Origin of the sequence: Streptomyces sp. cf386 (assembly GCF_900103585.1) — a bacterium.
Lineage (GTDB): Bacteria > Actinomycetota > Actinomycetes > Streptomycetales > Streptomycetaceae > Streptomyces.
In genome coordinates, this window is sequence record NZ_FNHV01000013.1 from 184,738 (window position 1) to 210,087 (window position 25,350).

18 protein-coding genes are annotated in these 25,350 nt (G+C 70.6%); 7 read left to right on the forward strand and 11 right to left on the reverse strand.

Annotated elements, in window-relative coordinates; translation table 11 throughout:
* Positions 1–6 precede the first annotated feature (6 nt).
* The 8 genes from BLU79_RS30875 to BLU79_RS30910 form a co-directional block, all read right to left on the reverse strand.
* Entirely contained in the window at positions 7–1,983 is a 1,977-nt protein-coding gene (locus BLU79_RS30875) for an alginate lyase family protein (protein WP_093909224.1), read from the reverse strand.
* Positions 1,980–4,151, reverse strand: coding sequence for a bi-domain-containing oxidoreductase (locus BLU79_RS30880; protein WP_093909225.1), 2,172 nt, complete (start codon positions 4,149–4,151; stop codon positions 1,980–1,982). The genes BLU79_RS30875 and BLU79_RS30880 overlap by 4 nt, the downstream gene beginning before the upstream one ends.
* 17 nt (positions 4,152–4,168) lie before the next feature.
* Complete coding sequence (gene asnB / locus BLU79_RS30885; RefSeq protein ID WP_093909226.1) at positions 4,169–6,103, reverse strand: asparagine synthase (glutamine-hydrolyzing); 1,935 nt, start codon at positions 6,101–6,103, stop codon at positions 4,169–4,171.
* Between the two features lie 3 nt (positions 6,104–6,106).
* Positions 6,107–7,633 (reverse strand): Wzz/FepE/Etk N-terminal domain-containing protein, encoded by a 1,527-nt coding sequence (locus BLU79_RS30890; RefSeq protein ID WP_093909227.1) that lies wholly within the window; start codon positions 7,631–7,633, stop codon positions 6,107–6,109.
* Positions 7,630–8,997: a Wzz/FepE/Etk N-terminal domain-containing protein gene (locus tag BLU79_RS30895; protein ID WP_093909228.1), complete on the reverse strand. Its 1,368-nt coding sequence runs from the start codon at positions 8,995–8,997 to the stop codon at positions 7,630–7,632. Before BLU79_RS30895 ends, BLU79_RS30890 begins: the two co-directional genes overlap by 4 nt.
* Positions 8,994–10,292: a glycosyltransferase family 4 protein gene (locus BLU79_RS30900; protein WP_093909229.1), complete on the reverse strand. Its 1,299-nt coding sequence runs from the start codon at positions 10,290–10,292 to the stop codon at positions 8,994–8,996. The genes BLU79_RS30895 and BLU79_RS30900 overlap by 4 nt, the downstream gene beginning before the upstream one ends.
* A complete protein-coding gene (locus tag BLU79_RS30905; RefSeq protein WP_093909230.1) occupies positions 10,249–11,574 on the reverse strand; it encodes a nucleotide sugar dehydrogenase in 1,326 nt (441 codons plus the stop codon). The genes BLU79_RS30900 and BLU79_RS30905 overlap by 44 nt, the downstream gene beginning before the upstream one ends.
* 82 nt (positions 11,575–11,656) lie before the next feature.
* A complete protein-coding gene (locus BLU79_RS30910; protein ID WP_093909231.1) occupies positions 11,657–13,135 on the reverse strand; it encodes a sugar transferase in 1,479 nt (492 codons plus the stop codon).
* Positions 13,136–13,775: 640 nt separating this feature from the next.
* Between BLU79_RS30910 and BLU79_RS30920 the strand changes: the two genes are divergently transcribed.
* The 3 genes from BLU79_RS30920 (at position 13,776) to BLU79_RS30930 (ending at position 16,421) form a co-directional block, all read left to right on the forward strand.
* Positions 13,776–14,339, forward strand: coding sequence for a dihydrofolate reductase family protein (locus BLU79_RS30920; RefSeq protein ID WP_093909233.1), 564 nt, complete (start codon positions 13,776–13,778; stop codon positions 14,337–14,339).
* 304 nt (positions 14,340–14,643) lie between these two features.
* Positions 14,644–14,922, forward strand: a complete 279-nt coding sequence (locus BLU79_RS30925; RefSeq protein ID WP_143052534.1) for a hypothetical protein — start codon at positions 14,644–14,646, stop codon at positions 14,920–14,922.
* The gene (locus BLU79_RS30930; protein ID WP_143052535.1) at positions 14,922–16,421 is read left to right on the forward strand and encodes a M14 family zinc carboxypeptidase; all 1,500 of its coding nucleotides are present in this window, start codon (positions 14,922–14,924) and stop codon (positions 16,419–16,421) included. The genes BLU79_RS30925 and BLU79_RS30930 overlap by 1 nt, the downstream gene beginning before the upstream one ends.
* 167 nt (positions 16,422–16,588) lie before the next feature.
* On the opposite strand, the gene BLU79_RS30935 is transcribed toward BLU79_RS30930, so the two are convergent.
* From BLU79_RS30935 to BLU79_RS30945, 3 genes are all read right to left on the reverse strand, one after another.
* A complete protein-coding gene (locus tag BLU79_RS30935; protein ID WP_093909236.1) occupies positions 16,589–16,870 on the reverse strand; it encodes a hypothetical protein in 282 nt (93 codons plus the stop codon).
* A 229-nt stretch (positions 16,871–17,099) separates the two neighbouring features.
* Complete coding sequence (locus BLU79_RS30940; protein WP_093909237.1) at positions 17,100–18,053, reverse strand: ornithine cyclodeaminase family protein; 954 nt, start codon at positions 18,051–18,053, stop codon at positions 17,100–17,102.
* Entirely contained in the window at positions 18,050–18,802 is a 753-nt protein-coding gene (locus tag BLU79_RS30945; RefSeq protein WP_371131969.1) for a putative nucleotidyltransferase substrate binding domain-containing protein, read from the reverse strand. Before BLU79_RS30945 ends, BLU79_RS30940 begins: the two co-directional genes overlap by 4 nt.
* Here BLU79_RS30945 and BLU79_RS30950 point away from each other — a divergent pair.
* From BLU79_RS30950 to BLU79_RS30965, 4 genes are all read left to right on the forward strand, one after another.
* A complete protein-coding gene (locus BLU79_RS30950; RefSeq protein WP_093909239.1) occupies positions 18,694–19,662 on the forward strand; it encodes a cyclase family protein in 969 nt (322 codons plus the stop codon). The genes BLU79_RS30945 and BLU79_RS30950 overlap by 109 nt on opposite strands.
* Positions 19,663–19,816: 154 nt before the next feature.
* Positions 19,817–22,660, forward strand: a complete 2,844-nt coding sequence (locus BLU79_RS30955; protein ID WP_093909240.1) for a SpoIIE family protein phosphatase — start codon at positions 19,817–19,819, stop codon at positions 22,658–22,660.
* A 58-nt stretch (positions 22,661–22,718) separates the two neighbouring features.
* Entirely contained in the window at positions 22,719–24,257 is a 1,539-nt protein-coding gene (locus tag BLU79_RS30960; protein ID WP_093909241.1) for a sugar ABC transporter ATP-binding protein, read from the forward strand.
* Positions 24,254–25,321, forward strand: a complete 1,068-nt coding sequence (locus BLU79_RS30965) for an ABC transporter permease (protein WP_093909242.1) — start codon at positions 24,254–24,256, stop codon at positions 25,319–25,321. The genes BLU79_RS30960 and BLU79_RS30965 overlap by 4 nt, the downstream gene beginning before the upstream one ends.
* Positions 25,322–25,350: the final 29 nt, after the last annotated feature.

Here is a 25,350-nt window from a genome sequence, read left to right on the forward strand (position 1 = left end):
GCCCCCCTAGCCGCGGAACCTGAGCACGGTGGTGAACTCTTCCGTGCCGTCGGCGAAGCCGGTGCCGACCAGCGTGGTGGTGGATTCCTTGCGCCCGAAGCCGGGGGAGTACCAACCCAGCGGCGGGTGGGTCTCGCCGCGATGAGCCCGCCAGGTCAGCTGCCCGGGCAGGTCGAGCACCGCGGAGCGGTCCTCGCCGTCCCGGGTCCAGGTGAGTACTGCCCGGTTCCCCACCAGGTCCGCGACGATCGCCGGGCCGAGGTGGAATGCGAGGCGTGCGGCCCGGCGTGGCCCGCGCACCTCGTCGACCACCCTCAACTCCTGGCTCGCAGCGGCCAGTTCCACCCGGCGGCGGTGCACGGAGCCCTGGTAGCCGTCGTGCTCGGCGCTCCAGCGGGCCGTCCCCCCTTCGGAGGCGTCGGAGGTGTCCACGGCCAGGACGCGGCTGCGGGCCTGCCGGGTCCACAGGAACGGGCCGCCGGAGACGGACTGGTCAGCGCCGTCCAGTTGCAGGGTGTTGTGGCCGAGGGTCGACCGGAAGTACTGCCGCCACTCGGGCTGCCCGTGGTAGCAGTACGTCCCCGGGTCGGCGAGCACGTCGACCCCGTCGTGCCGGACCTCCACGGACAGCGCGTCCGCGTGGGCATGCGCGGCGATGGACAGGAAACCGTGCGGACCGCCGTCGCAGCGGCACCAGATCTCTCCCGAACCTTCCGGACCACGCAGGATGGTCATGCCCGCGTCGGCGAAATGGGCCGGTCGGCCTGCCGGGCGGGACACGGCCGGTGCCGTTTCATTCTTCGAGTACGGCCGGATGAGCGCGGTCAGAAGCGGGGTGCGCACATCGGTGCCGGTCACCGCCGGCCACCAGTCGAGCCGGCCGAACACGGCGTCCCCGGTGGCCAGCAGTGAAGCCCAGCGGTCGGTGCCCGCGCCGTCCACGACCAGACCGTGCCCGTCGTCCGCGTCCCCCTGGCGCGGCGGTCGTAACCGGCCGTCCACGATGGCCGCGAGCGCATCGGTCATCCGCAGCAGCACCAGCCGGATCGACGCGGGGACCGGCACGGCGGCGGCATCCGCCTCGGCCACCGCCGCCAGGCCGAGCTCCAGCACAAGCCCGTGATATTCGGTGGCCAGCTCGCGGTTGAGGCCGGAGCCGAAGGTGTTGCTGCGCAGCTGCCGCTCCAGCGACCGCAGCGCGTCGGCTCGCCAGCGCGCCGAGGAGGGGAACCACCCGAACGCGCAGGCTGCGGCGAACTGCCCGGCGGCCTCGGCGATGATGTGGTTGTTCGCCGAGGATCCCCGGCTGGGGAAGGCGGCCAGCCAGCGCTGGTGGTGCCAGATCTGTTTCAGCGCCACCGGGTTGCCCTCGAACAGCCCGGCCGCGCCCGGCCAGCCGTCGAGCAGCCGGCGGATCCACACCCAGGACAGCAGCCGGATGCCCAGCTCGATGCCGCTGATCCAGTGCACGCCGCGCAGCGGTGGGTTGGCCGCCCACCACGACCGCAGGTGCTCGGCCACGCGCTCGGCGTACCGCTCGTTCCCGGTGATCGCGTAGGCGGCGGCGAGCACGGTGAGGTACTGATGCCGGGACAGCTCCCAGATCTGCTTGATGTCCCCGACCGCGTCCTCGTTCCGGTACGGCACGTCGAAGGCGTAGCCCCACGGAGCCCGGCGCCCGGTCTTCGGGTCGCTCCACCAGTCGGGGTCGGTCAGGTCGTCGCGGACCACCCCGAAGTACTCGGCGTGCCCGTACATCAGCCGGTCCGCCTCGGCGATGAGACGTTTCGCGGCGTCCGGAGGTATCGCGGCGATCGTCCCGGCGGGCAGTACCGCGGTGAACCGGGCGCCGGTCACCGTCGGGCAGTTGGGCCGCGCCGACCGCCACCGCCGTCTGCGCACCGCGTCGCCCATCCGGCCGCCGACCTCCCGCGGGCCCATCCGGGACAGCCGCCGCAGGTACCAGCCCGCGCTCATGGTCATCGCGCCCGCTCCAACGTCACCGGCGCACCGCCGGCCAGTCCGGCCTGCACGGCGAGGGTGGCCGCCGTGGTGGCGACCAGCGACTCCAGCGGCACCGGCATCGGCCCGCCGGTCCGCACGGCCTTGATGAACGCGGCGAGCTCGGCGTTCTGCCCCTTGTCCCGGGCCTTGGGCAGCCGCGAACTGACCCACTTCTTGCGCCCGTACACCGAGGCACGGACGAAGTCGTCGAGCCGCAGCACCTTGCCGTCCGCGACCAGGTCCAGCGTCTCCTTGGGGAAGCCGGGCGCGCCGGTGGTGACGTAGCTGATGGTGGCGGTGGACCCGTCCGGGTAGCGCAGCACGACCTGCAGGTCCTCGTTGCCGGACGCGGCGACCGCGTACACCGAGACCGGGTCGGCATCGAGCAGCCAGCTCGCCGTATCGATGAAGTGCCCACCCTCGCCGGCGAAACGCGAGCCCTCGGTGCCCTGTTGGAGGTACCAGCTGCCGTGCTGGAGCCGGCCCGCGTTGACCAGGTAGCGCAGGCTCGCGGGACCGGTCCGGGTGCCGAACCGCTTCTTGGCCTCGGTCAGCAGCGGCGCGAACCGGCGGTTGAAGCCCACCTGCAGCCGGTCGTTGCCGGACTCCTCCACCGCCGCGAGCACGCCGGCCAGCTCGTCCTCGGTGAGTGCCAGCGGCTTCTCCACGAACACCGCCTTGCCGGCCAGCAGCGCCCTCCGGGTCAGGTCGGCGTGCGAGCTGTGCCGGGTGACCACGAACACCGCGTCGATGGACTTGTCGCCGAGCACGGCGTCGAGATCGGTGGTCGCCTCGGCGAAGCCGAACTTCCGCTTCGCGTTGGCCGCGGACAGCGCCGTCGTGGTGACGACTGTCGACAACTCGACGCCGTCGCGTTGTGCCAGGTGCGGCAGCAGCATCGACGTCGCGTAGTTTCCCGCGCCGACGAACGCGAGGCGCACCGGCGTCCTGGCAGCACGGGCCGGACTCCGCGTCACGTTGACCGGGGGAACGGCCACCGCCGGAGCCTCGGCTTCCACCGCCTGTTCGGGGTACCGGAACAGCACGGCCACGGCCTTCAACTCGCCGTCCTTCAGGCGCTGGTACGTCTCCACGGCGTCGTCGAAGTCGGCGATGTGGGAGACCAAGGGCTCCACGTCGACGCTGCCGCGGGCGACGAGGTCGAGGAAGCAGGCCAGGTTGCGGCGCTCGGTCCAGCGCACGTAGCCGATCGGGTAGTCCCGGCCCTCCAGCTCGTACTCCGGGTCGTAGCGCCCGGGGCCGTAGGACCGCGAGAACCGGACGTCGAGTTCCTTCTCGTAGTACGCGTTCCACGGCAGGTCCAGGCGGCACTTGCCGATGTCGACGACCCGGCCGCGGTCCCGGCAGAGCTGGGCGGCCAGCTCGACGGGTTGGTTGCTGCCGCCGCCGGCGGCCAGGTACACCTGGTCCACTCCGTGACCGCCGGTGAGCTCGGCGACGGCGGCTTGCACGGCCGCGGACGCGGGATCGCCGCAGGCCGCGGCGCCCAGGCGCTCGGCGAGCTGGCAGCGCACCGGGTCGGGGTCGGCCCCGACGACGCGCACTCCCGAGGCGGCGAGGAGCTGCACGACCAGTTGCCCGATCAGCCCGAGGCCGATGACCAGTGCCACTTCGCCGAGCTGGGGCTCACCTTGGCGGACACCCTGCATGGCGATCGACCCGACGGTGCCGAAGGCCGCTTGCCGCGGGGCGAGGCCGTCCGGCACCGGGGTGTACAGGTTCTTCGGCACCCAGTTCAACTCGGCGTGCAGCGCGTGCTCGTTGCCGGCGCAGGCCACAAGGTCGCCGACCTTCACGTCGTCGACCCCGGTGCCGACCTGCTCGACCACCCCGCACAGCGAGTAGCCCAGCGGCGTGTAGGAGTCCAGCTTGCCCATCACCTTGCGGTAGGTGGCGGGCACCCCGTTGGTGGCCACGCTCTGCATGACCTTGGCCACCTGGTCCGGCCGGGAGCGGGCCTTGCCCAGCATCGACATGCCGGCCTCGGACACCTTCATGAGCTCGGTCCCGGTGGATATCAGCGAGTAGGCGGTGCGGACCAGCACACCGCCCGGCTTGCACCCCGGCACCGGCACGTCGAGCACCGCCAGCTCGCCGCTCTTGTAGTTCTGTACAACCTGCTTCACCCGAACTCCTCTGATTCCTAAGCCGATAACCGAGTGCTCTGGCCGGACCCAGAGGTCGCGTCGCGATACCAGTACTCGAGGGTCAGCACATGCCACAGATGCTTGGAGAAGTCCCGCTGCCCGGCGGCGTCCTCGGCGACCATGCGCGCCAGTGCGTCGCGGCGCAGGAGCCCGGAGCTGACGAGCACGCCGTCGTTCACCACCTCGCGTACCAGCGGTGCCAGATCCCGGCTCATCCAGGCGCGCAGCGGCGCGCTGAACAGGCCCTTGGGCCGGTAGACGATCTCGCGGGGCAGGATCGAGGTGGCCGCCTCCTTGAGGACGGCCTTGCCCTGCCGTCCGACGATCTTGCGATCGCCGGGCACGGCGAACGCCGCCTTGACCACCTCGACGTCCACGTACGGCACCCGCACCTCGGTCGACGCGGCCATGCTCGACCGGTCCGTGTACGTGAGGTTCAGACCCGGCAGGAACATCCGGGCGTCGCCCAGGCACATGCGGTTGACGAAGTCGTCGAGGTCGTTGTCCCGGTAGATGTCCGCGTGTTCGGTCAGCACGTCGTCGACCGTCCCGGCCAGGTCCGGATCGACCAGGGCGAGCAGTTCGTCCTGGTCGTACATGGTGTAGCTGCGCCGGAACGCGGTCTCCTCCGGCAGATCGGCGAAGGAGAGGAACCGCTTCGCGAAGCGCACCGACCGATAGCCCCGGCGGGCCGTGGCGACCGGCAGCCGGGCCACGGCCCTGGACACCCCGCGCCGCAGGGGCCGTGGGACGCGCTGGTAACGCAGCGCGAGCAGGTTGGCCAGGTGCTTGCGGTACCCGGCGAACAGCTCGTCGGCACCCATCCCCGAGAGCATCACCTTGACCCCGGCCTCCCGGGCGGCCGAGCAGATCAGGAAGGTGTTGATCGCGGCGGGGTCGCCGATCGGCTCGTCCAGGTGGTACGTCATCTGCGGCAGCAGGTCGAGCACGTTCGGGGCGATCTCGATCTCGTGCAGGTCGACGCCGAAACGCTCGGCCACCTGCCGGGCATAGCGCAGGTCGTCCGGCATCGCCTCGAACCTGGCGTCCTCGGCGCGGAACCCGATCGTGTAGGCGGAGATCCCGGGTCGGTGGCGGGCCGCCAGCGCGGTCAGCCAGCTGGAGTCGAGACCGCCGGAGAGGAAGGTCGCGACGGGTACGTCGGAGAGCAGGTGCTGCCGGGTCGACTCCTCGACGATGGCGGCCAGGTCCGGCCGCTCGCCCCTGCGGGCCCGCTCCTGGCCCTCGGCGGCGACGTCCCTCAGGTGCCAGTACCGGCCGCGCTCCACCCGGCCGTCGGGCCGGCACCTCAGCCAGCTCCCCGGCGGCAGCTTCTCCGCTTCGCGGAACGCGCACCGCGAGTCCGGCACCCAGTAGTAGAGGAGCGAGGCCACCAGCGCCGCATGGTCCACTTCCAGCGATCCGCCGGTCGCGGCGGCGAGCGCCTTGAGCTCTGAGGCGAACACCAGGCCCTCGCCGCGCCGGAGCAGGAACAGCGGCTTGATGCCCAACTGGTCGCGGGCCAGCACCAGTTCACCGGTTCGCTCGTCGAAGATCCCGAACGCGAACATGCCGCGCAGCCGGGGCAGGCAGTCCGTGCCCCAGCGCCGCCAGGCCTCAAGGAGCACCTCGGTGTCGGAGGTGCCGCGGAAGCGCACGCCGGCGGCTGCCAACTCGGCACGCAGCTCGGGCGCGTTGTACAGCTCGCCGTTGTACGTCAGGGCGAGGCCGTCCGAGACCATCGGCTGGGCGCCGGTCTCGGACAGGTCGATGATGGCCAGCCGACGGTGCCCGAGATGCACTTCGCCGTCACCGGCGGGGTGGCTGTACCGGCCCGCCCCGTCCGGCCCGCGGTGGGCGAGGGTATCGGTGAGCCGGTCGGTCACGACCTTCCCGTCCGGCCATCGGTAGGTGCCTGCTATGCCACACACGTCTTACCGCGCCTCCTGGTCGGTGTCCGGGACTCGTACGGCCCACGACGGCTGCTCCGTCCGCGGCAGGCCCGTCCCGTTCTGCCGGGCCGGCCGCTCGCTCCGGCCGCGCAGCGCGGTGTGCAGCCCGTCCCACAGCGTGCCGTCGGTCCGGTCACGCGGATCGGGGTCGATCAGCACCACACCGATCACTGGAATGCGCTGGTCCGCGAGCTGCCTTGCCACGGTGTGCAGCCATGCGGCGCTGCCGTGCCCGGCCCGCACGACGAGCACGGTCTGGGTGCCGAGGTACTGGAGGTCGGTCCACGCCGCGCCGGGCGCCACCGAGCCGACGCCGATCCGGTGCTCCTCATGCGACACGGCCGCGGCAAGCTCGCCGCTGACCACGGTCGGGTCTCCAGGCTTCGGGCGGCGGTTGGCGAGCTGCGGGCCGGGCAGGCCATCGATGATGACCACTGGTCCGTCCGCCGTCAGTGCCCGGGCGAGGTCCAGGGCGATCACACTTGCGCTGCGCGCACAGCCCAGTTCCAGGAGCGACACCGGTTCCGCGGAGCCGCGCACGGTGCGGGCCAGGGACGTGGTGAGCCTTGCCCGTGCCGCCCGGGTCCGTCGGCGCTGCCACAGCCTGGCCGACCAACGGGGCGTGCGGCGCAGCTCCGCGATGACCGAGGCGCCCAGGTTCGCCGCGATCTCCCGGCGCAGCACGGGGCGGTCCGCCACCACCGTGCCGACCGCGGCCACCGCGAGCCCGAGGACGAGCCCGAGGACGAGCCCGATCGCGGTGTTGGTGGCAGCGGTCCTGGGCAGGGAATGACGCACCGCGCGCGGTGCGTCCACGATTTGTGTGCCGGTGATGAGCCGGGGCGTGCCGGTGCGCGCCTCTGCGGCTCGCTGATCGAAATCGGCTATCCGCGAGGTGAGTTCGGCCCGGCGGGCGAAGAGCGACTCGAGGTTCGCCGAGCCTTCCGGGCTGCTCTGCGGCGATCCGGCTTCGATCGCCTTGTTGACCTCGGCGAGTTCGTTCCGCATGCGGTCACGCTGGCCGAGCAGGGTCTTGGCCTCGGCGTCCGCGGCTTCCTGGATCCGCCTCACATGGTCCGCGACGAACGCGTCGGCCAGCGCCTTGGCTCGGGCCACCGCTTCCGCGTCGCTGTCACCTGTCGCATTGATCTGCAGCAGGTTGTTGGTCAAGCCGGTACCCCCGTAGTCCTCCATGAAGTCCTCCGGTTTTTCCGGGGACTTGAGAGCCCGCAGGGCCTTGTCGGCGATCCGCGTGGTCTGCAGCAGCGCGACGTCGGTGCGGATCAGCGTTCCGGGGTCGTTCGGCTGGTCCTCCTGGTGCGCCACCAGCACCTTGGTCACCGCGGTCGGCGGTGGCGGCATCAGGACCGCCAGTGCCGCGCCGACGAGCAGCCCCAGCAGTGCCATGGAACACCAGAGGCGGCGGCGCCTGCGCACCGCGACCACCAGCGCCTGCAGGTCAAGGAGCGGAGCGGCGGCCGAAGACTCCGAAGTCGTACTCGTCGTCACCCTGAACCGCCCCTCGTGTCGACGCCGACGGCGATCGGCGGCGCGGCGCCATCCGGAGCATGGCCGGCAGACCTCGTCGGACGGGCCTGGACCGGGCCGGCGACGACAGTGCCGACGACCTCGTGCCCCGCGTCCGCACACGCCTCGGCGATGCCGGCGAGCTCCTCTGCGGTCCAGCTGCCCGCGCTGACCACGACCAGGACACCGGACTCGTTGTCGCGGTCCGGCACCATCGGCTGGGACACCGAAACCTCCACCACCCGCAGCAGCGGATCGCTCTCAGCCTCCGCGGCGAGCTGCTCGGCGGCTCGGCGGGCGATCCCGTCACCGTCCGGGACGACGGCCAACAGCAGCCGGGGCGCCGACAGTTGGTCCCGGATGCGGGCGCACACCCGTCGGTAGCGGATCTGCCTGCCGGCCACGTCGCCGGAGGCCTGCGGGGTCGGTACGTCCCACCGGATGTCGACGCCCAACAGCAGGCGGAGCCGGGCCCGCGGGCCGTGGTCTTCCGGCCGGTGCGCGGGACGTTCACCAGGTACGTCGACGGTACCCAGCAGCGCCGAGCCCAGTGCCGCGGCGATCTCCGGTTCGGTGCGCAGTCGGCGGCTCGCCCGCGCGGCGGCGAGATGACCGATGACCGAGAGCAGGAAGAACAGCAGCGCCCCGCCGACGATGAGCTGCGTCCTCGTCGGCGGTGCCTCCCCGGTCGGCCGGGCCGCCGGCCCCATGACGACCAAGTTGGCCTGGCTGGCCGCCGGGTCGGCCTGGTCCAGCTTGTCCATGGCCTCCTGCAGCGTGGTGCGCAGCTTCGCGAGCTCGGCGCGGCCCTGCACGCTCTCCACGGTCTGCCCCGGATCGGCCGCATCGGCCAGGTCGGTGATGCGGCGGCTGGTCTCCTCCACCGTCTTCCGCAGCGCCTCGGGCCCCGTCGCCGCTTCGGGGTCGGAGCTGTCGCCCGCAATCCGCGCGGCGAATGCGACGAACTGCTGGGCCACCTGGTCGGAGAGTTGCTGTGCACGTTTGGGGGTGTCGGCGGTACCCGAGATCTTGATGATGTTCCCGTCGGCGGCCTCGGCGCTCACCCGATCCCGCAGCTCGCTGCCGCTGACCCCGGTCCAGCCGAGCGTGGCGGCCGCGCGGTCGACCACCACCGAACTGGTCGCGATCTCCGCCTGAGTCAGCAGCTCGCGCTCCTCCCACGCCCCCGGCAACAGGACCGATGCCGACGTCGTGTAGCGCGGCGGAAACACCAAAGAGGTGCCGTAGCCGACGAGCGCACCCACCAAGGCGAGGATGGTGAGAAGCCGTCGGCGCCGACGGATAATCAGGCCGATCGTGACCAGCCGTATCGTGTCATCGCTCAACGGCGCGGTCTCCTCCCTGCCCGGTTCGGGTCGCCCGCCGACACCGGAGCGCGGTCACGGCAGGCGGCGGCGTAGGCGGCGAGCAACGACGCCTGCGAGTTCCGCCAGGAGAGCGGCCCGCTGATCCGCTCCTGGCCGATCTTGCCCATCCGGGCCCGCTCCTCCGGATCGTCCAGTAACAGCGCGACGAGCCTGGCGAATTCGGCCTCGTTGTTGGCGGGCGCGTAGACGGCGGCGTCCCCGGCGGAGACTCGCGCCTCCCGGAGGTCGAACGAGACGATCGGCCGGCCCATCACCATGTACTCCAGGACCTTGTTCATGGTGGACACGTCGTTGAGCGGATTGTGCGGGTCGGGGGAGAGGCATACGTCCGCGGTGGACAGGTAGCGCGCCAGGTCGGCGTCCGGAATGCGCCCGGTGAACTGCACCTGCTCCGAGAGCCCGAGCCGCCGGGAAAGCTCCACCATCGCGTCGAAGGCGTCGCCGGAGCCGATGAACACCGCATGCCAGTCGGTGCGCCCGAGCTCGTCGCGCAGCTTCGCCAAGGACCGCAATGCGTAGTCGACGCCGTCCTGCGGGCCCATGACGCCGAGGTAGCACAGCAGATGAGGCTTGCCGCGCTTCAACTCGGGCTCGGGCGGCACCGGATGGAAGCGGTCGATGTCGGGCGCGCTGCGCACCACGAAGACGTCCGCGGGCCGCCGTCCGCCACGGCGCAGTGCGACGTCCCGGTAGCTCTCGTTCGTGGCGAGCACGACGTCCGCGGCCCGGTAGGTCCGCCGTTCCAGCGCGCACACGGCGCGGTAGAGCAGATCCTTGCCACGGTCGAACCGGGAGAGGTACAGCTCGGGCACCAGGTCGTGCTGGTCGAAGACGAACCGCGCGCCACGCCGCTTCATCCACAGTGCGGGCAGGAACAGCAGGTCGGGCGGATTGCAGGCGTGGACCACGTCGACCGGGCCGACCGTCCGGGCCAGCCGGACCGTATGCCACAACGCAGATCCGTACTCCCGCAGGTAGCCGGCCGGCCCTCCGGTGGCCGCGCGCAACGGGTAGCGGTGGATCCGCACCCCGTCGATCTCCGCCTCCAACTCCGTGTCCCGCTTTTCCCCCCGGGGGCAGATGACGTGCACCTCCCACCCCGCGTCGCGCAGCGTCGTGCACTCCTGCCACACCCGACGGTCGAACGGCACCGACAGGTTCTCCACCAGAATCAGCGCGCGACGGGCCGGCCCGTCGTCGCCGGCTATGTCACCAAGCAAGGCCCACGTACCCCGGTTCGGCCCGGCGCGCATCGGCGTCGGGAAGGTGGATGAGGTCGACGATCACCGGGCCGTCGCCATGAGGCAGCGCCGACAGCACGGCAGGATCCATGGTCCCGACCAGGCACACCTCGGCGTGCTCGAGCACCTCGTCGACGGAGTCCGCGAGCAGCTGCGCCAGGTGCGGCAGCCGGGTCTCGATGTACTCGCGGTTCGCGCCCATCAGCCGGGAGAGGCTTACGTTGGCGTCGTAGATCCGCAGGTCGTACCCCTTGCCGAAGAGCCTCTCCGCCAGCTCGACGAGCGGGCTCTCGCGGAGGTCGTCGGTGCCGGGTTTGAAGGACAGCCCGAACATTCCCACCCGGCGCTTGCCGGTGCGCTCGACCAGCTCCACCGCGCGCTGCAGATGGTCGGAGTTGGAGGGCAGAACGTGGGACAGGATGGGCACCGAGACGTCGGCCCGCTGTGCCGCATAGACCAGGCTGCGCAGGTCCTTGGGCAGGCAGGAGCCGCCGAAGGCGAAGCCGGGCCGCAGGTAGGCGGGGCTGATGTTCAGCTTGCGGTCGGCCAGGAACACGTCGATCACCTGGTGCGAGTCCACCCCGAGCGCCTGGCACACCGCGCCCAGCTCGTTCGCGAAGCCGATCTTGAGGCCGTGGAACGCGTTGTCCGCGTACTTGATCGCCTCGGCCGTCGGGACCGGCACCCGGAACACCTCGCCGGGCAGGCCGTCGTACAGCGCCGCCACCACGTCGCCGCTTGCCGGGTCGAGCTCGCCGATGACGGTCTTGGGCGGGTCGAAGAAGTCCCGCACGCTCGTGCCCTCGCGCAGGAACTCCGGGTTGACCGCGACCCCGATGTCCACCCCGGCCGTGCCGCCGACGTACTTCTCCAGGATCGGTACCAGCAGGTTCAGGCAGGTGCCCGGGAGCATGGTGCTGCGGAACACGACGGTGTGCCGGCCCCCCTGCTTGGCCCCCTCGGCCAGCGCGGCGCCGATCTCCTCGGTGACCCGCTCCAAGTACGTGGTGCACAGGCTGCCGTTGGGCTCCGACGGCGTGCCCACGCAGATCAACGAGACCTCGCTGCCCATGATCGCCTCGCGGACGTCGTCGGTGGCGCGTAATGCTCCGCTCCGCACGACGTCGGCTATGAGCTCGCCGATCCGCTCCTCGACCACCGGGGCCTTGCCGTCGTTGACCAGGTCGACCTTCACCTGGTTCACGTCCACCCCGATGACCTCGTGACCCATGCCGGCCAGGCACGCGGCCGACACGCAGCCCACGTAGCCGAGCCCGAAAACGCTCACTCTCATGATCCGTTCCTCCCCCCAGACAGGCCCTTTTGGCCTGCGGTCCGCGCACCGGCGGGACCGTTGAGTTGCAGCCCCCCGCACATCAGTAGGCCCCCTGCCCGTAGAGCACCGCACGCAGCGTCTTCCACAAGATCACTGTGTCCAGGGCGAGCGACCAGTCCTCCACGTACCGCAGGTCCAGCCGGACCGCCTCCTCCCACGACAGGTCGCTGCGTCCGCTGATCTGCCACAGGCCGGTGAGTCCGGGCTTGACCAGCAGCCGGCGCCGGATGTCCGGGCCGTACGCGGCGGACTCCTCCGGCAACGGAGGCCGCGGACCGACGAGCGACATCGATCCGGTGAGCACGTTGAAAAGCTGCGGGAGTTCGTCGATCGAGTACCGGCGCAGCACTGCTCCCACCCGGGTCACCCGCGGGTCCCGGCGGAGCTTGAACAGCAGGCCGGCGCCCTCGTTGCGGTCGGCCAGCCCGGCACGTGCCCCGTGAGCCCCGGCGACCATGGTGCGGAACTTGAGAATGGTGAATTCGCGGCCGTCCTTGCCGACCCTGCGCTGGCGGTAGAACGCCCCACCCCGGCTGTCCATCAGCACGAGCAGCCCGACGAGCACCATCAGCGGAGCGAACAGCATCAGCAGGATCGCTGCGCCCATCCGGTCGACGACCCCTTTGACCGCCCGGCGGCCCCCGGTGAAGGTCGGCATGCTGACCCGCAGCAGCGGGATCCCGAGCACCGCGTCGATGTGCAGCCGCGGGCCGGCCACCTCCATCAGCACCGGGGCCACGACCATCTCGGCGTCACTGCCTTCGAGGTTCCACGCCAGCCGTTGCAGCCGGTCCGGTGACCAGTGCGGGTCCGGTGTGACCGCGACGACACGGTAGCCGTCGTGGCGGACGTGCTTGGCGACGTCCTCCAGTCGGCCGACGACCGGCACTCCGTCCAGTTGGTCACCGTCGACCCCGCGACCGTCCGTCGTGCACACCCCATCCACCCGCCAGCCGAGGTGCGGGAACTTGCGGGTCCGGGTGATCAGGTCCTGCAAGGTGTCCGGGCTCCCGGCAGCCAACACCGGTCTGAGGCACCGTCCTTCCTTGCGCTGTTTGTGCAGCCCGAGGCGGAGCAGATACCGCTCGGTCATGGTGACGAGCGCGATCGCGGGGATCGCGACGAAGATCCAGAGCTTGATGTTGCGCGAGGTGAGGGCGATCCCGCCGAGCGCCAGTACGACGGTCGCCGCGAACAGTGAGCGTCCGAGCCGGCGGAATTCCTCGGCGCCCTGGCCGAGCACGGCCGGAGCCCACGACCGGCTCACCGCGAGCGCCCCCAGCACCAGCAGCTCGGTACAGAAGGCGAGAATCACCCACTTCTCGTGCCAGTTGGCCGCGTCCCGGGCCCCGAAGAAGTTGCCGATCGCCGCCACCACGGAGGCGGTGGCCACGGTGTCGCTGATGATCACGGTACGGCGGTACCGCTGCTCCCACTCGATCGCAGGCCGGCTGATCGTCCCGTTCGCCAGACGCCCGCGCTCCGACGGAAACGGGCTGACTAATCCCCCTTGCCGCACAGAACCCCCCAGGTCCCAGTGGTTCGACGTGTTCGCCCAACCCTGTTCCTCCGCCCGGGAGGCCCCCGCCTCCCAGGCCGCGCTGTTCCTCCCCGTGGGGCTCCGGCCCCCCGCATGACTTCCCGGCTATTTCAGAGCTACTTGAACAATCCGCCTTGGCGGCAACAGACGCGCATGTCCTGCCTGACTCTCGACGTGCGCGGGAACCGTCGAAACCTCGGGTGCTCCCCACACCCAAGGCCCCTCTCTCGGGCTCCGAGAATTGACCACCAGTGGTCGCCTCGTGATCGAACAGCTGAAGCACGGTCAATCTAGACCATTGGGGCCAGTGTGTAGAGAGGGTGTGTGTAATTTGTGCGCAAGCTTTGAGACTGAATCCACCGATCAGTCACGGCCAACATCAACTTCCCGCCCTTCATGCGCTACGGCGCCCTGCTGAGGGTGCCCGAGGCGGCCTGCGCTCCCGGGGCCTGCCGGCCTTCGTCCTGGTCGCCGGGAGGCCAGGTGGCAGATCGGTGCCACCCCCTGACGAAATGATCTTGTGAGGTGACTCGGCCGGGGGAGGGAACCCGCGAGCCGCGATGAGTTCTGCGGCGTCCGGCGGTCGTACCGTCGAACCCGTCACCGAGGAGGACTTCTGATGCGCAGCGTGACCTATTCGATGGGCGTCTCACTGGACGGCTACATCGTCGGGCCGGACGGCGGCTTCGACTGGACGGTGCCCGACAAGGAGGTCTTTCGCTTCTGGATCGACGAGATTCAACAGGTCGGCGTCCACCTGTTGGGGCGACGGCTGTACGAGACGATGCTGTACTGGGAGACCGCCGACCAGGATCCCTCACTCGACGCCCCCGAGCTCGAGTGGGCCGCGCTCTGGAATCCGCTCCCGAAGGTGGTGTTCTCCACCACGCTGTCGGCGGTGCAGGGCAATGCCCGCCTGGCCTCCGGCGGCCCGGCGGAGGAGATCGAGCGGTTGCGAGCCGAGCCCGGGGAGGGCGAGATCGCGATCGGCGGCGCGACTCTCGCCGCCGAGGCGGCCGCATCGGGTCTGATCGACGAGTACCGGACCATGGTCTACCCGGTGCTGGTCGGCGGCGGCACTCCGTTCTTTCCCCAGCACGAGCGCCGGGTGGATCTCGAACTCGTCGAGACCCGCACCTTCAGCTCGGGAGTGGTTTACCTCCGCTACCGCGTGGTGCGTTAGCCGACTGAAATCGGGGGCCAGATGGGCTTGATCGGCGGATTGATCGGCAGTTTGATCGGCGGTTCTGGAGGCGTCGGCTATCAGTTGTGGCGTTGAAGTTGACAGCGATTCGAGGCGACCCCAGCATCGAAAGCAGGGGTTGATTGGCTGATTCCGTCAGCGTTTCTGGATTTCGGTATTCCAGTGGTCGGGTGGTTCTCACCGCACGACTGAAAATGCACCGATGGAGATGGGCATGAACGAAGCGTCCGAAAGTGCGCAGCCTCCACTCCGAAACGGGAACACCGGGGGTGACGAACCCGCGGTGCGTTTCGACGCCACGGTCCAGCCCGGCCCGACGATCCGCGATCTCGAGGGCGTCGCCGATCTGGATCTGGACCGGATCCCTGATCCGGAGGGCGAGGTCCGGGTGCTGGTGACCCCGGACGAGTGCCGGCGACTCCTTGAGAGCGGCTACGAAGTCCGGTTGCACGCCGTTGTGCCGGTGCGGCCCCTTCCTGCGGAGCTGGTGGCACGGGACGACGCGGTCATGGCCTGGCTGGAGGAGCACGTCCAAGGCATCGAGCGAGCGGGGGGTGCGTGATGTACCGGACAATCGCCCAGCTCGATTCGGTGACCTCGGCGCTGGCCGCATGGTTCCCGCAGCTGTGCACCAGGACCCAGTTGCCCGAGCCCTCCGTCCAGGGCCGTCCGGTGTTCGCGCTGCGGCTGCGGGCGGGCGGCGGGGCGAATCGCCGTGGCGTCCTGTTCGTGGGCGGCACCCACGCGCGCGAGTTGATGAACCCCGACGCTCTGGTGGAACTCGCCGTCGACCTCGTCGTCAGCTATTTCAACGGCACCAATGTCGTGTACGGCGGGCGTACTTGGACCGCGCAGGAAGTCAAACTCGTACTGGAGAGCCTCGACTTGTGGTTCGTGCCCTGCGTAAATCCCGACGGCCGCCACCACGTGATGACCGTTGACGGCATGTGGCGCAAGAACCTCCGTGACAACCCGGGGACCGCGTGCGACGGGGTGGACCTCAACCGCAACGCGGCCATCCTCTGGGGGGTGACGGAGGGGCAGACCTCGTGCAGTCCGTGCAGCGAGGTCTTCGTCGGGTCAGGCGCGTTCTCCGAGCCGGAGACCCGCAACGTCAAGCACCTGTTGGACACGCAGAACATCCACACCTTCGCGGACGTGCACTCGTTCTCGGAACTCGTCCTGTATCCGTGGGGCCACGCGTTCAACCAGACCAGCAATCCCTCGCAGCGGTTCACGGGACTGCCCACCGGCACCTGCAGGCCCATCGGCATCCCCGGCTACCAGGAACACATCACTCCCCAGGACCTGCTGCGCTTCACGACGGTCGCCCAACGGGTCGTGAACGCGATCGCGGCGGTACGCGGACGCGCGTACACCCCCCAGACGGGGCGGGCGCTGTACGCGACCACCGGTACCCAGAGCGACTACGCCTACAGCCGGCACATCGCGAATCCGGCGCTCTGTAAGACATACGGCTTCACCTTCGAGACCGGACCGCGGGTCGCAAGCCTGGAGGACTCCTTCCATCCACCGGACCCCACGCTCATCAAGCGGGACGCCAAAGCGGGCCTGCTCGCCCTCGCCCAGCAGAGCATCTGCGCCTTCGATCTGATCGGGCTGCGGCTGCTCAAACGCCAGACCGAGGTGGACGCACTGCGTCGGGTCCGTGACGGACTGCTCGGGAGCACCGAGGCGGGCCGCGAGTGGATCACTCTCATCGAACGACTCGACCTGCCCGTCGCCTCCATGCTGCTCGCCGACGAGCGTCTGGCGGGCCAGGCTGCCTCCCTGATCGAACGAGCGGGGAAGCTGGTGGAGGACGAGAAGTCCGTCGTAGGGGATGAAGACGTCGACCTGGGACTCACGGTGCTGAAGGAACTCGTCGAACGGACCGGAGAACGGGACAGCCAGGTGCACGCCGATCTGAAAGCCCTTGGGGCGGCGCTGGAGCGTGCAAGGCGGGTGCCGTCGTTTGAGGTACTGGAGCAGCTGACGAGCCGAGGGCCCGCTGTGCAAATGAACCATTCCGGGGTCGGCGGAGGCTCAGACCTGTCCTGAGCGACACCTGAGCGGCAAGCTCCGGCCCGATGCGTCACGGGCATGCCACTGCGGCTCTTCGCGGCTCTTCCCGGGCAGGCAACGCCCACCCGGGGGGAATCCGGGCCGAGCGGTCGGCCCGGTCCGGGTCCCCGGATGTTACCGACGCGCCGACGGGGGCGGCTGCACTAGCGGGCGTGCGCCCCGTTCTGGGCGTCGGACGCGGAGTGCCATGCCTGCATGCCCGCTCGGGACGCCTCCTTGGCCTGCCGCCACTTCATTGCGGCCTGTTGGGACGGGGGTACGTCCATGTCGCGGATCATGCGCCGACCTGCTGTGAACACGGCGGAGGCCGCGACGGCGACGCCGGCGCTCGCCACCAACACACCGGCCGCCATGAGCGTGACACCGGTCGTGACGAGCCGCCTGTTGATCTGGATCGTCTGCTGGGACTGGTGGTGATGGTTCATGACTCCACCATCCAATGGGGAGAACCACACCGCATCCCGGCCAGGGTCTCTCACGACGCAGGAGTCTCCTCAAGGAGATCTTCCGACCAAGCGCTCCGCGAGTGCGCCGCGCACCAGAGCGAGGGTCCCCCTGGACAGCGCTGGCGCGCAGGGCCTCGTCCGCAAGCACCTCAGCCGTACCCGCAGGATCCTGTTCTCACCGCCCGACGGGTGACACGGTCGGCGTCGGTCACGGGGACTCGGCCTGTCGGGCGCTCTCGTAGATCGCCGAGGCCAGGACCAGGTCCTGCCAGCCGACGCCGACCGACTTGAACAGCCGTGGCGCGGTTCGGTCCACGGTGACCTTCCCTCCCACGAGGGAGGCGAGGTCGCAGAGCCGGTCCTCGTCGATGTGGCCGCCGCGGACGGCCTGGACGATGTCGCCGGCTTCCCGCAGTGCGACGCCTTTGTCCTCCACGACGATCGTGCCGCAGCGGCCCACGGCCTCCCCGCTCAACTCCTGGGCCTCGGCATCGTGACTGCCGACCGCGACGACGCACTGCGCGTCGAGCAGCGAGGCGGGGAAGAGCGGCCGCCGTGACGTGGTGCAGCAGGCGATCAGGTCGGCGGCGCGCAGATGTTCCGGCGTGCCCACACCCACTTCGATGCCCAGGTCATACGAGTCGGCGAAGCGCGCCGCGGACTGCGGCGACGACCCCCACACATGCACGGAGGCGAGGTCGACGACGCTCCCGAGGGCTTCGATGTGCGACACGGCCTGCTTGCCCGTGCCGAACACGGCGAGCCTGACACCGTCGGTGTCGGGACCGAGCAACCGCGTGACGGCGAGTGCGGACACCGCCGCCGTCCTGATCTCCGTGAGCGCCGCCCCGTCGAGCAGACACAGCACCTGATGGGTGTCGCCGTCGAACAGGACATAGGTTCCCTCGACCCGGGGGCGCCCTCTGCGGGGGTTGTCGGGCGACACGCTGATGATCTTCGCGCCCCAGTAGGAGGGCGAGGCCGCGGGCATCAGCAGGACCGACCACTGCTCGCTCATGTGCGAGACGGTCCTGGGCGGGGTGACGATGGTGCCGGCTCCGTCGGCCAGCGCGCCGTCCCCGAGCACCTCGACGGCGCGTGGGTACGACAGCAGCTCGCGGATCCGGGAGGCGGAAAGGCTGAGGGGGGCAACGAAGTTCACTTCTCACTCCTCATGTTCCCTGGGCGCTGACGCATCTCGGGCATGACGTACCGTGCCATGTTGTCCATGCGGCGCCGACTGCCGGCGACCACGCGGGTCGCCTCCGCGAGGATCGCGCGGTCGACCGGGGTGAGGTGTTCCGGACGGACCACATCGGTCGGAGCCCGGCCGGCCGTCGCCTGCTCCATCTGCCAGGCGAGTCTGATGCCCTGAGCGGCGTCGAAGGCGTTGCCGAAGGATGCCGCCGCGTCGAGGTCCGAACGAGTACCAGCCCGGCGCCGGGAAGAAGGAGAAGAAGTCGCGCAGGGTGCACACCAGGAGTCCGAATTTCGGCGTGCCGTACTTGTTGATCTGCTGCGCTCATCGCCGACACCGACACCGACACCGACACCGACACCGACACCGACACCGCCGCCGTCAGCGTCGCCCTGGAGACGCTCGCCGGGCGGGCCGGTGGCCGACGACCCCGACGGCTCCCGAAGAGCAACGCTGGAGAGCGCGTGGGCGGAGTACCGCGGCGCGCACGGCTCGCAGGACGCCGTTCGCCCTCCACCAGGCGCATGTGGCGCTGCACCGCGCGATGACCTGCACATTCGCCGACAATCGGTGGGTACGCCCCCGGAATGATCGGTGAGGACAGATGAGCTCTCGTTCCGCCCAGGTCCCGGATCCTGCGCCGGCCGAGGACGGCAACGGTCCTGCCGTATCCCGTCGGGAGTTCGACGCACTCTTCGAAGCGGTTCGTACATGGGGGCAGTGGGCCCCGGCCGACCGTGGTGCCTGGAACCGGGTGACCGCGGACCATGCGCGGCGGGCCACGGCCACGGTGCGGTCCGGGACCGTCGTCCCGATGGCGCTGCCCTGGAACACCCGGCCCGGCCCCGACAACCGCAAACCGGCCCTGCACCACATGACCGATCTGGGTGAAGTCGAAGCCCCCGAACCCAGCACCCGCAAGGATTTCATCGCTGTCGACTACCACGGCAAAGGTGTCACCCATCTCGACGCCCTGAGCCACATCGCCTACCGGGGGCAGCTCTACGACGGCCGGGCGGCGCACGAGGTCGTCGACTCCGCGGGCGCCCGCTTCGGCGCGGTGTCGACGCTCGGCCCGCTCGTCACGAAGGGTGTGCTCCTCGACCTTCCTGCCGTCCTGGGGATTTGCTGGCTGGAGCCGGGGCGAGCGGTCCACGTGAAGGACATCATCGCTGCGGAGAAGGCGCTCGATGTGACGATCGGCGAGGGCGACGCGGTGCTGCTGCGCTCCGGACACGTCCGTCGCCGCGCGGAACTCGGTGCCTGGGACCCCGACACGGCGAGCGCGGGCTTCCACGTGGACGCCGTACCCCTGCTGGCCGAGCGCGGTATCGCGCTGCTGGGCGGAGACGGCGACAGTGATGTGCGGCCCTCGCCGGTGGACGGCGTGCACTCGCCGGTCCACGCCCTGGCCGTGGCGGCGATGGGGGTGCCGCTGCTGGACAACCTCGACCTGGAGGCGCTCTCCGCCGCGACGGCCGAGGAGGGGCGGTATGAATTCATGCTCGTCGTGGCTCCGTTGAACATTCCGGGTGGGACCGGCTCACCCGTCACCCCGGTCGCGATCCTGTGACGGCGACTCCCTCCGGTTACTGTGCGTGAGGACCTTGCGAATCGTGCCTCTCGCCCGTTATGTCCCGTATTCTCGTCAATGCCAGATATTTCCGAAGAGCCGGTTATTGAAGGCGTGAGTGAGGCGCAGCGTGGTTCTGCCCGGTGGGGAGTCGATGCCGACGGGGCCTGCGACAGACGGCACAGGGCCCGCCCGTTCCCGTGAGCGGTTTCTGCAGGGTGAGCCGGTCGAGGCGGGCGTACGGGCGTCGATCTTGAGTTCGTGGCAGCGCTGCGGGGTCCTGGGGCTCTCGCCGGACCAGGACGACCTTCCCTTCCGGGATGATTTCGATCCGGACGGCCCGATCGTGCGCGCGGCCGTGCCCGTCCTCGATCGGTTGCAGACCCGGTTCGCCGGCAGCGCGATGAACATCTCCGTCGCGGACGCGAACGGCACGGTCCTCCTGCGCCGATTCGGAGAGGCGTCCCTGGCCAGAGTTCTCCCGGCGATCCAGCGCGTCCCTGGCTTCGTGTTCGCCGAGCGGGTCGCCGGTACCAACGGCATCGGTCTCGCCCTCGCGGAGCGCCGACTCATCCGGGTCTACGGCGCCGAGCACTTCGCCGAGCGTTCCCAGGGAAGCGCCTGCCGCGCACTCCCCGTCCGGGACCCGCTCAGCGGCCGTATCGAGGGTGTCCTCTGCTTCGGGTATCCGCGCGGCGTCGAGAACCCGGCGCTCGACACCGTGATACGCAAGGCGGCGGAGGCCATCGAGCGGCGGCTGCTGGGGCAGAGTTCCGCGCGAGAGCGCGCCCTGCTGCGGGCATACCTGGACGCGGGAGCCCGCACCGCGGCCGGTCTCCACCGCGGAATCGGGGTGGACGAACTGGCCCTCGAACTGCACCCCCGAGACCAGTCCGTCCTCATGGGGACGGCCGCCGAGCTGATCTCCCGAGGGGATCGGGCCGCCGTCGACGTGCACCTGTCCGACGGCCGGAGGGTCACGCTCGTGAGCCGTCCGGTGACGACTGCCTCTGGCGTGGCAGGTATCGCCGTCGAGGCCGTCCTCCCCGCCCTCTCGCCTGCAATGTCCCTAGCCGTCCCACGTCAGGCCGACGAGCCGCTGGGTGCCCCCGCCGAGCTTGCCGGCGTCCTCGGCGGCTCGCTGTCCGGGGCTGCTCATGCCACTCCGGCGCCCGGGCATCTCTCCGTCACCGTGTCGTCCAGGCACCTGCCCGTTGCCGAATTCGGCCAGGGCGCCACGACCACCGACGCCGACGGCGCGACGGATCATCACCCCGACCCGCCGCCCCCGGAGAGAGGGCTCGTGCTGGTGGGGGAGCCGCACGTGGGGACGTACGCCCTGGCCGCGCGACGCCGCCTGGAACTGCTCTCCGAGGCCGGCACCCGCATCGGCACCACCTTGGACATACGCCGCACCGCTGAGGAACTCGCCGAGACGGCGGTCCCGCGACTGGCCGACTTCGTCACCATCGACCTGCCCGAGGCCGTACTGCGCGGCGAGGAGTCCGCCGATCCCGGCAGCGACCTGCGTCGCACGGTGGTCCACGGCATTCGCGACGACCTTCCCTTCTGGCCGGTCGGAAAGCGGGTCGACTACGGTCCGACGACGCCCCAACTGCGGTGCCTGACCGACGGGCAGGCAGTGCTGGAACCGGACCTGAAGGCCGCCGCCGGATGGCTCGCGCAGGACCCCGAGCACACCGAGCAACTGCTGAGCCACATCCACTCCCTCATCACGGTGCCCTTGGTCGCCCGCGGTGTCGTGCTGGGCATCGTCGGCTTCTACCGAGGGCAGGACCCGGCACCCTTCGGTGACGACGACCGGTCGCTGGCCCAGGAACTGGCCACCCGAGCCGCCCTGTCCATCGACAACGCGCGGCGCTACACGCGCGAACGCACCATGGCCCTGGCCCTGCAGCGCAGCCTGCTCCCGCACGGGATGCCCGATCAGGACGCCGTCGACGTCGCGCATCGCTATCTGCCCGCCGAATCCGACGTCGGCGGAGACTGGTACGACGTCGTGCCCCTCTCGGGAACCCGGATCGGCCTCTTCGTCGGCGACGTCGTCGGACACGGCATGCTCTCCGCGGCCACCATGGGCCGACTGCGCACCGCCGCACGCAGCTTCGCCGAACTGGACTTCCCTCCGGACGACGTCCTCACGCACCTCGACAACCTCGTGGGACGTCTGGACCGGGAGGACCCCGCCTCCGACGGCGGCGGCATCATCGGCGCCACCTGCCTGTACGCGATCTACGACCCGACCTCGCAGCAGTGCACCATGGCCCGCGCAGGCCATCCTCCACCCGCGGTGGTTCACCCCGACGGCACGGTGTCCTACCCCGATCTGCCCGCCGGGCCGCCTCTCGGTCTCGGCGGCCTGCCCTTCGAGGCCACCGAGATCCACCTCCCCGAGGACAGCCGGCTCGTCCTCTACACGGACGGACTCATAGAGGACCGGCAACGCGACGTCGACGTGGTCCTCGACCAGCTGCGAGAAGTCCTGGCCCAGTCGGACCGCACACCCGAGGACACCTGTCAGGCCGTCCTGGACACCGTGGCGCCCGCCCATCCGTGCGACGATATCGCCCTGCTCGTCGCCCGCACCCACGCCCTGGACCCCGGCCGGATCGCCACCTGGGACCTGCCCGCCGACCCGGCCCTGGTCAGCGAAATCCGTGCCTCCGCAGTCCGGCAGCTGGCCGACTGGGGACTCGACGAGGCCGCGTTCGCGGCGGAACTCATGCTCAGTGAGCTGGTCACCAACGCCATCCGCCACGGTGCCGGGCCCATCCGGGTACGGCTGCTCCACGGCCGCACCCTGATCTGCGAGGTCTCCGACGCCAGCAACACCGCCCCGCACCTGCGCCGGGCGGCCGGCACCGACGAGGGCGGTCGTGGCCTGTTCCTCGTCGCGCAGCTGTCACGGAGCTGGGGTACGCGCTACCTCCCGCAGGGGAAGGTCATCTGGGCCGAGTGCGGGCTCGCCGGTGTTTGACGGCAATGCCTCCTATGCAATGCCTGAAATGTCATGATCTGTTCCGCTGGTGTCTCTCATGAAAGTCGGGAAGAACGTGACGATCCGGCCCTCTGGAGCGGAGCCTCTGGTCCGCATCCGCGGGCTCCGTAAAAGGTTCGGTGGCACCATCGCGCTGGCCGGGGTCGACGTCGACGTCCACGCCGGCAGCGTCCTCGCCCTCCTGGGCCCCAACGGTGCCGGAAAGTCCACGCTCATCAAGGTGCTCTCCGGCGTCCACCACGCCGACGCGGGGCAGATCACCGTGGACGGGCACCCACTCGGAAGTCATGCCGCATCGCACAGCATGTCCTTCATCCACCAGGACCTCGGTCTCGTGGAGTGGATGACGGTCGCCGAGAACATCGCCCTGAACACCGGGTACGCGCGCCGCGCCGGACTGATCTCCTGGCGTCGGACCCGCGAGCACAGCGCCGACGCCCTGAGGATCGTCGCCGCACATCTCGACCCCGACGCACCGATCGCCCACCTCGCCCCCACCGAACGCTCCCTGGTCGCCATCGCCCGAGCCCTGGCGGCACGGGCGAAGCTCATCGTCCTCGACGAGCCGACCGCCCGCCTCCCCGCCGCGGACTGCGCCCGGCTCTTCCGCGTCCTGCACGCCCTGCGCGACCGGGGGCACGGCATCCTCTACGTCAGCCACCGTCTGGACGAGGTGTACCAGGTGGCCGACACCTTCGCGGTTCTGCGCGACGGGCGCCTCGTCAGCCACGGCCCGCTCGCGGGCCACAGCCCCGCCCGCCTGGTCCACGACATCGTCGGCGAGGAACTGACGGACCGCCACCCCGCCCGCATCCCTGCCGACGGCCCCGCCGTCCTGACGCTCGACGGCGTACGGACCGCCGGCGCGGGACCGGTCAGTCTGCAACTCAAGGCCGGCGAAGCCCTGGGCCTGGTCGGCCTCTCGGGCGCCGGACACATGGACCTGGGCCGGGCCCTCGCCGGCGCCCGGCCCATCGTCGACGGGACGGTGCTCCTGGGCGGCCGGCCGTACCGCCCTCGCACGGTCACGGACGCCGTGGACCTCGGTGTCGGCCTGGTGCCGGGGGACCGGCAGCGGGAGGGCTGCCTCGCCGAACTGACCGTACGGGAGAACCTCCTGGCCAACCCCCGTGCGGGCAGCCCGCCTGCCCGCCGGTGGATCAGCCCCCGCCGCGAACGCGCCGAGGCCACCACCCTCATCGAACGGTTCTCGGTGCGGCCCCGCGACAGCGAGGCCCCCATCGCCACCCTGTCCGGCGGCAACCAGCAGAAGGTGATGCTCAGCCGCTGGCTCCGGGTGGGCCTGCGCCTGCTGATCCTGGAGGAGCCGACCGCGAGCGTGGACGTGGGAGCCAAGGCCGCGATCCACCGGCTGCTCGACGAGGCGCTGGCCGCCGGCCTCGCGGTCCTGCTCATTTCCACCGACTTCGAGGAGGTCGCCGACGCGTGCCGGCGCGCCCTCGTCTTCGTCGGCGGGTCCGTGACGGCCGAACTGAGCGGCCCGGCCCTCACCGTCGCCGGGCTCACCCGGTCGGCTTCGGCCATGCCACCCTCCGGAACCGCGACGAACCCATGACCCCCTCGCTGCGCGGCCCGGGCGGGCACCTCATCGGCGCGTACGGCCTGCCGGCCCTCACCGGCCTGCTCTTCCTGATCTTCTCCCTCACCCTGCCGCGTACGTTTCCCACCCTGGACACCGTCGACTCGATCCTGTCCAACCAGTCCATCCCGGCGGTCCTCGCGCTCGCCGCCATGGTCCCCATCGTCACCGGCGCCTTCGATCTCTCGATCGGCTACGGCCTCGGCCTCGCCCACGTCATGGTGCTCCAGCTCATCGTCAACGACCGGTGGCCCTGGCCGCTCGCCTGCCTCGCGGTGATCATCGGCGGGGCGGTCGTCGGCATCCTCAACGGTGTCATCGTCGTGTTCGGCCGGATCGACTCCTTCATCGCCACCCTCGGGACCGGCAGCATGCTGTACGCCGTCACCGGATGGGTCACCGACGGCGGCCGGATCGTCCCCGGGCCGCAAGGCCTCCCGGCCGCCTTCACCGACCTCTACGACTCCACGTTCCTGGGCCTGCCGGTCCCCGCGTTCTACGTGCTCGCGCTCGCGGCCGCCCTCTGGCTGGTGCTGGAACGGCTGCCGCTCGGCCGGTACCTGTACGTCATCGGGTCCAACCCGCGCGCCGCCGACCTGATCGGCATCCCCACCCGCAGATACACCGTCTACACGTTCACCGCGTCAGGACTGATCGTCGGCTTCGCCGGTGTGCTGCTCGCGGCCCAGCAGCAGATCGGCAACCCCAGCGTCGGCCTCGACTACCTGCTGCCCGCCTTCACCGGCGCGCTGCTCGGCGCCACCGCGATCAAACCCGGCCGGCCCAACGCCCTGGGCACCGTCGTCGCCGTCGCGGTCCTGGCCGTCGGTCTCACCGGCATCGGCCAAATGGGCGCCGACTTCTGGACGGTTCCGCTGTTCCACGGCGGCACCCTGCTTCTCGCCGTAGGCCTGGCCGGCTACGCCGCCCGCCGCCGACTGCGTACCGGCGCCGTATCCGCCCGCGACTCACCCGCCGAGCCGCCGGAGCCACCGTCCACCCCGACGCAGGACGGCGGCCCCACCGGCACCGCTCCCTGACCCACGCCACGGGCACCCCCCGCCCGGTG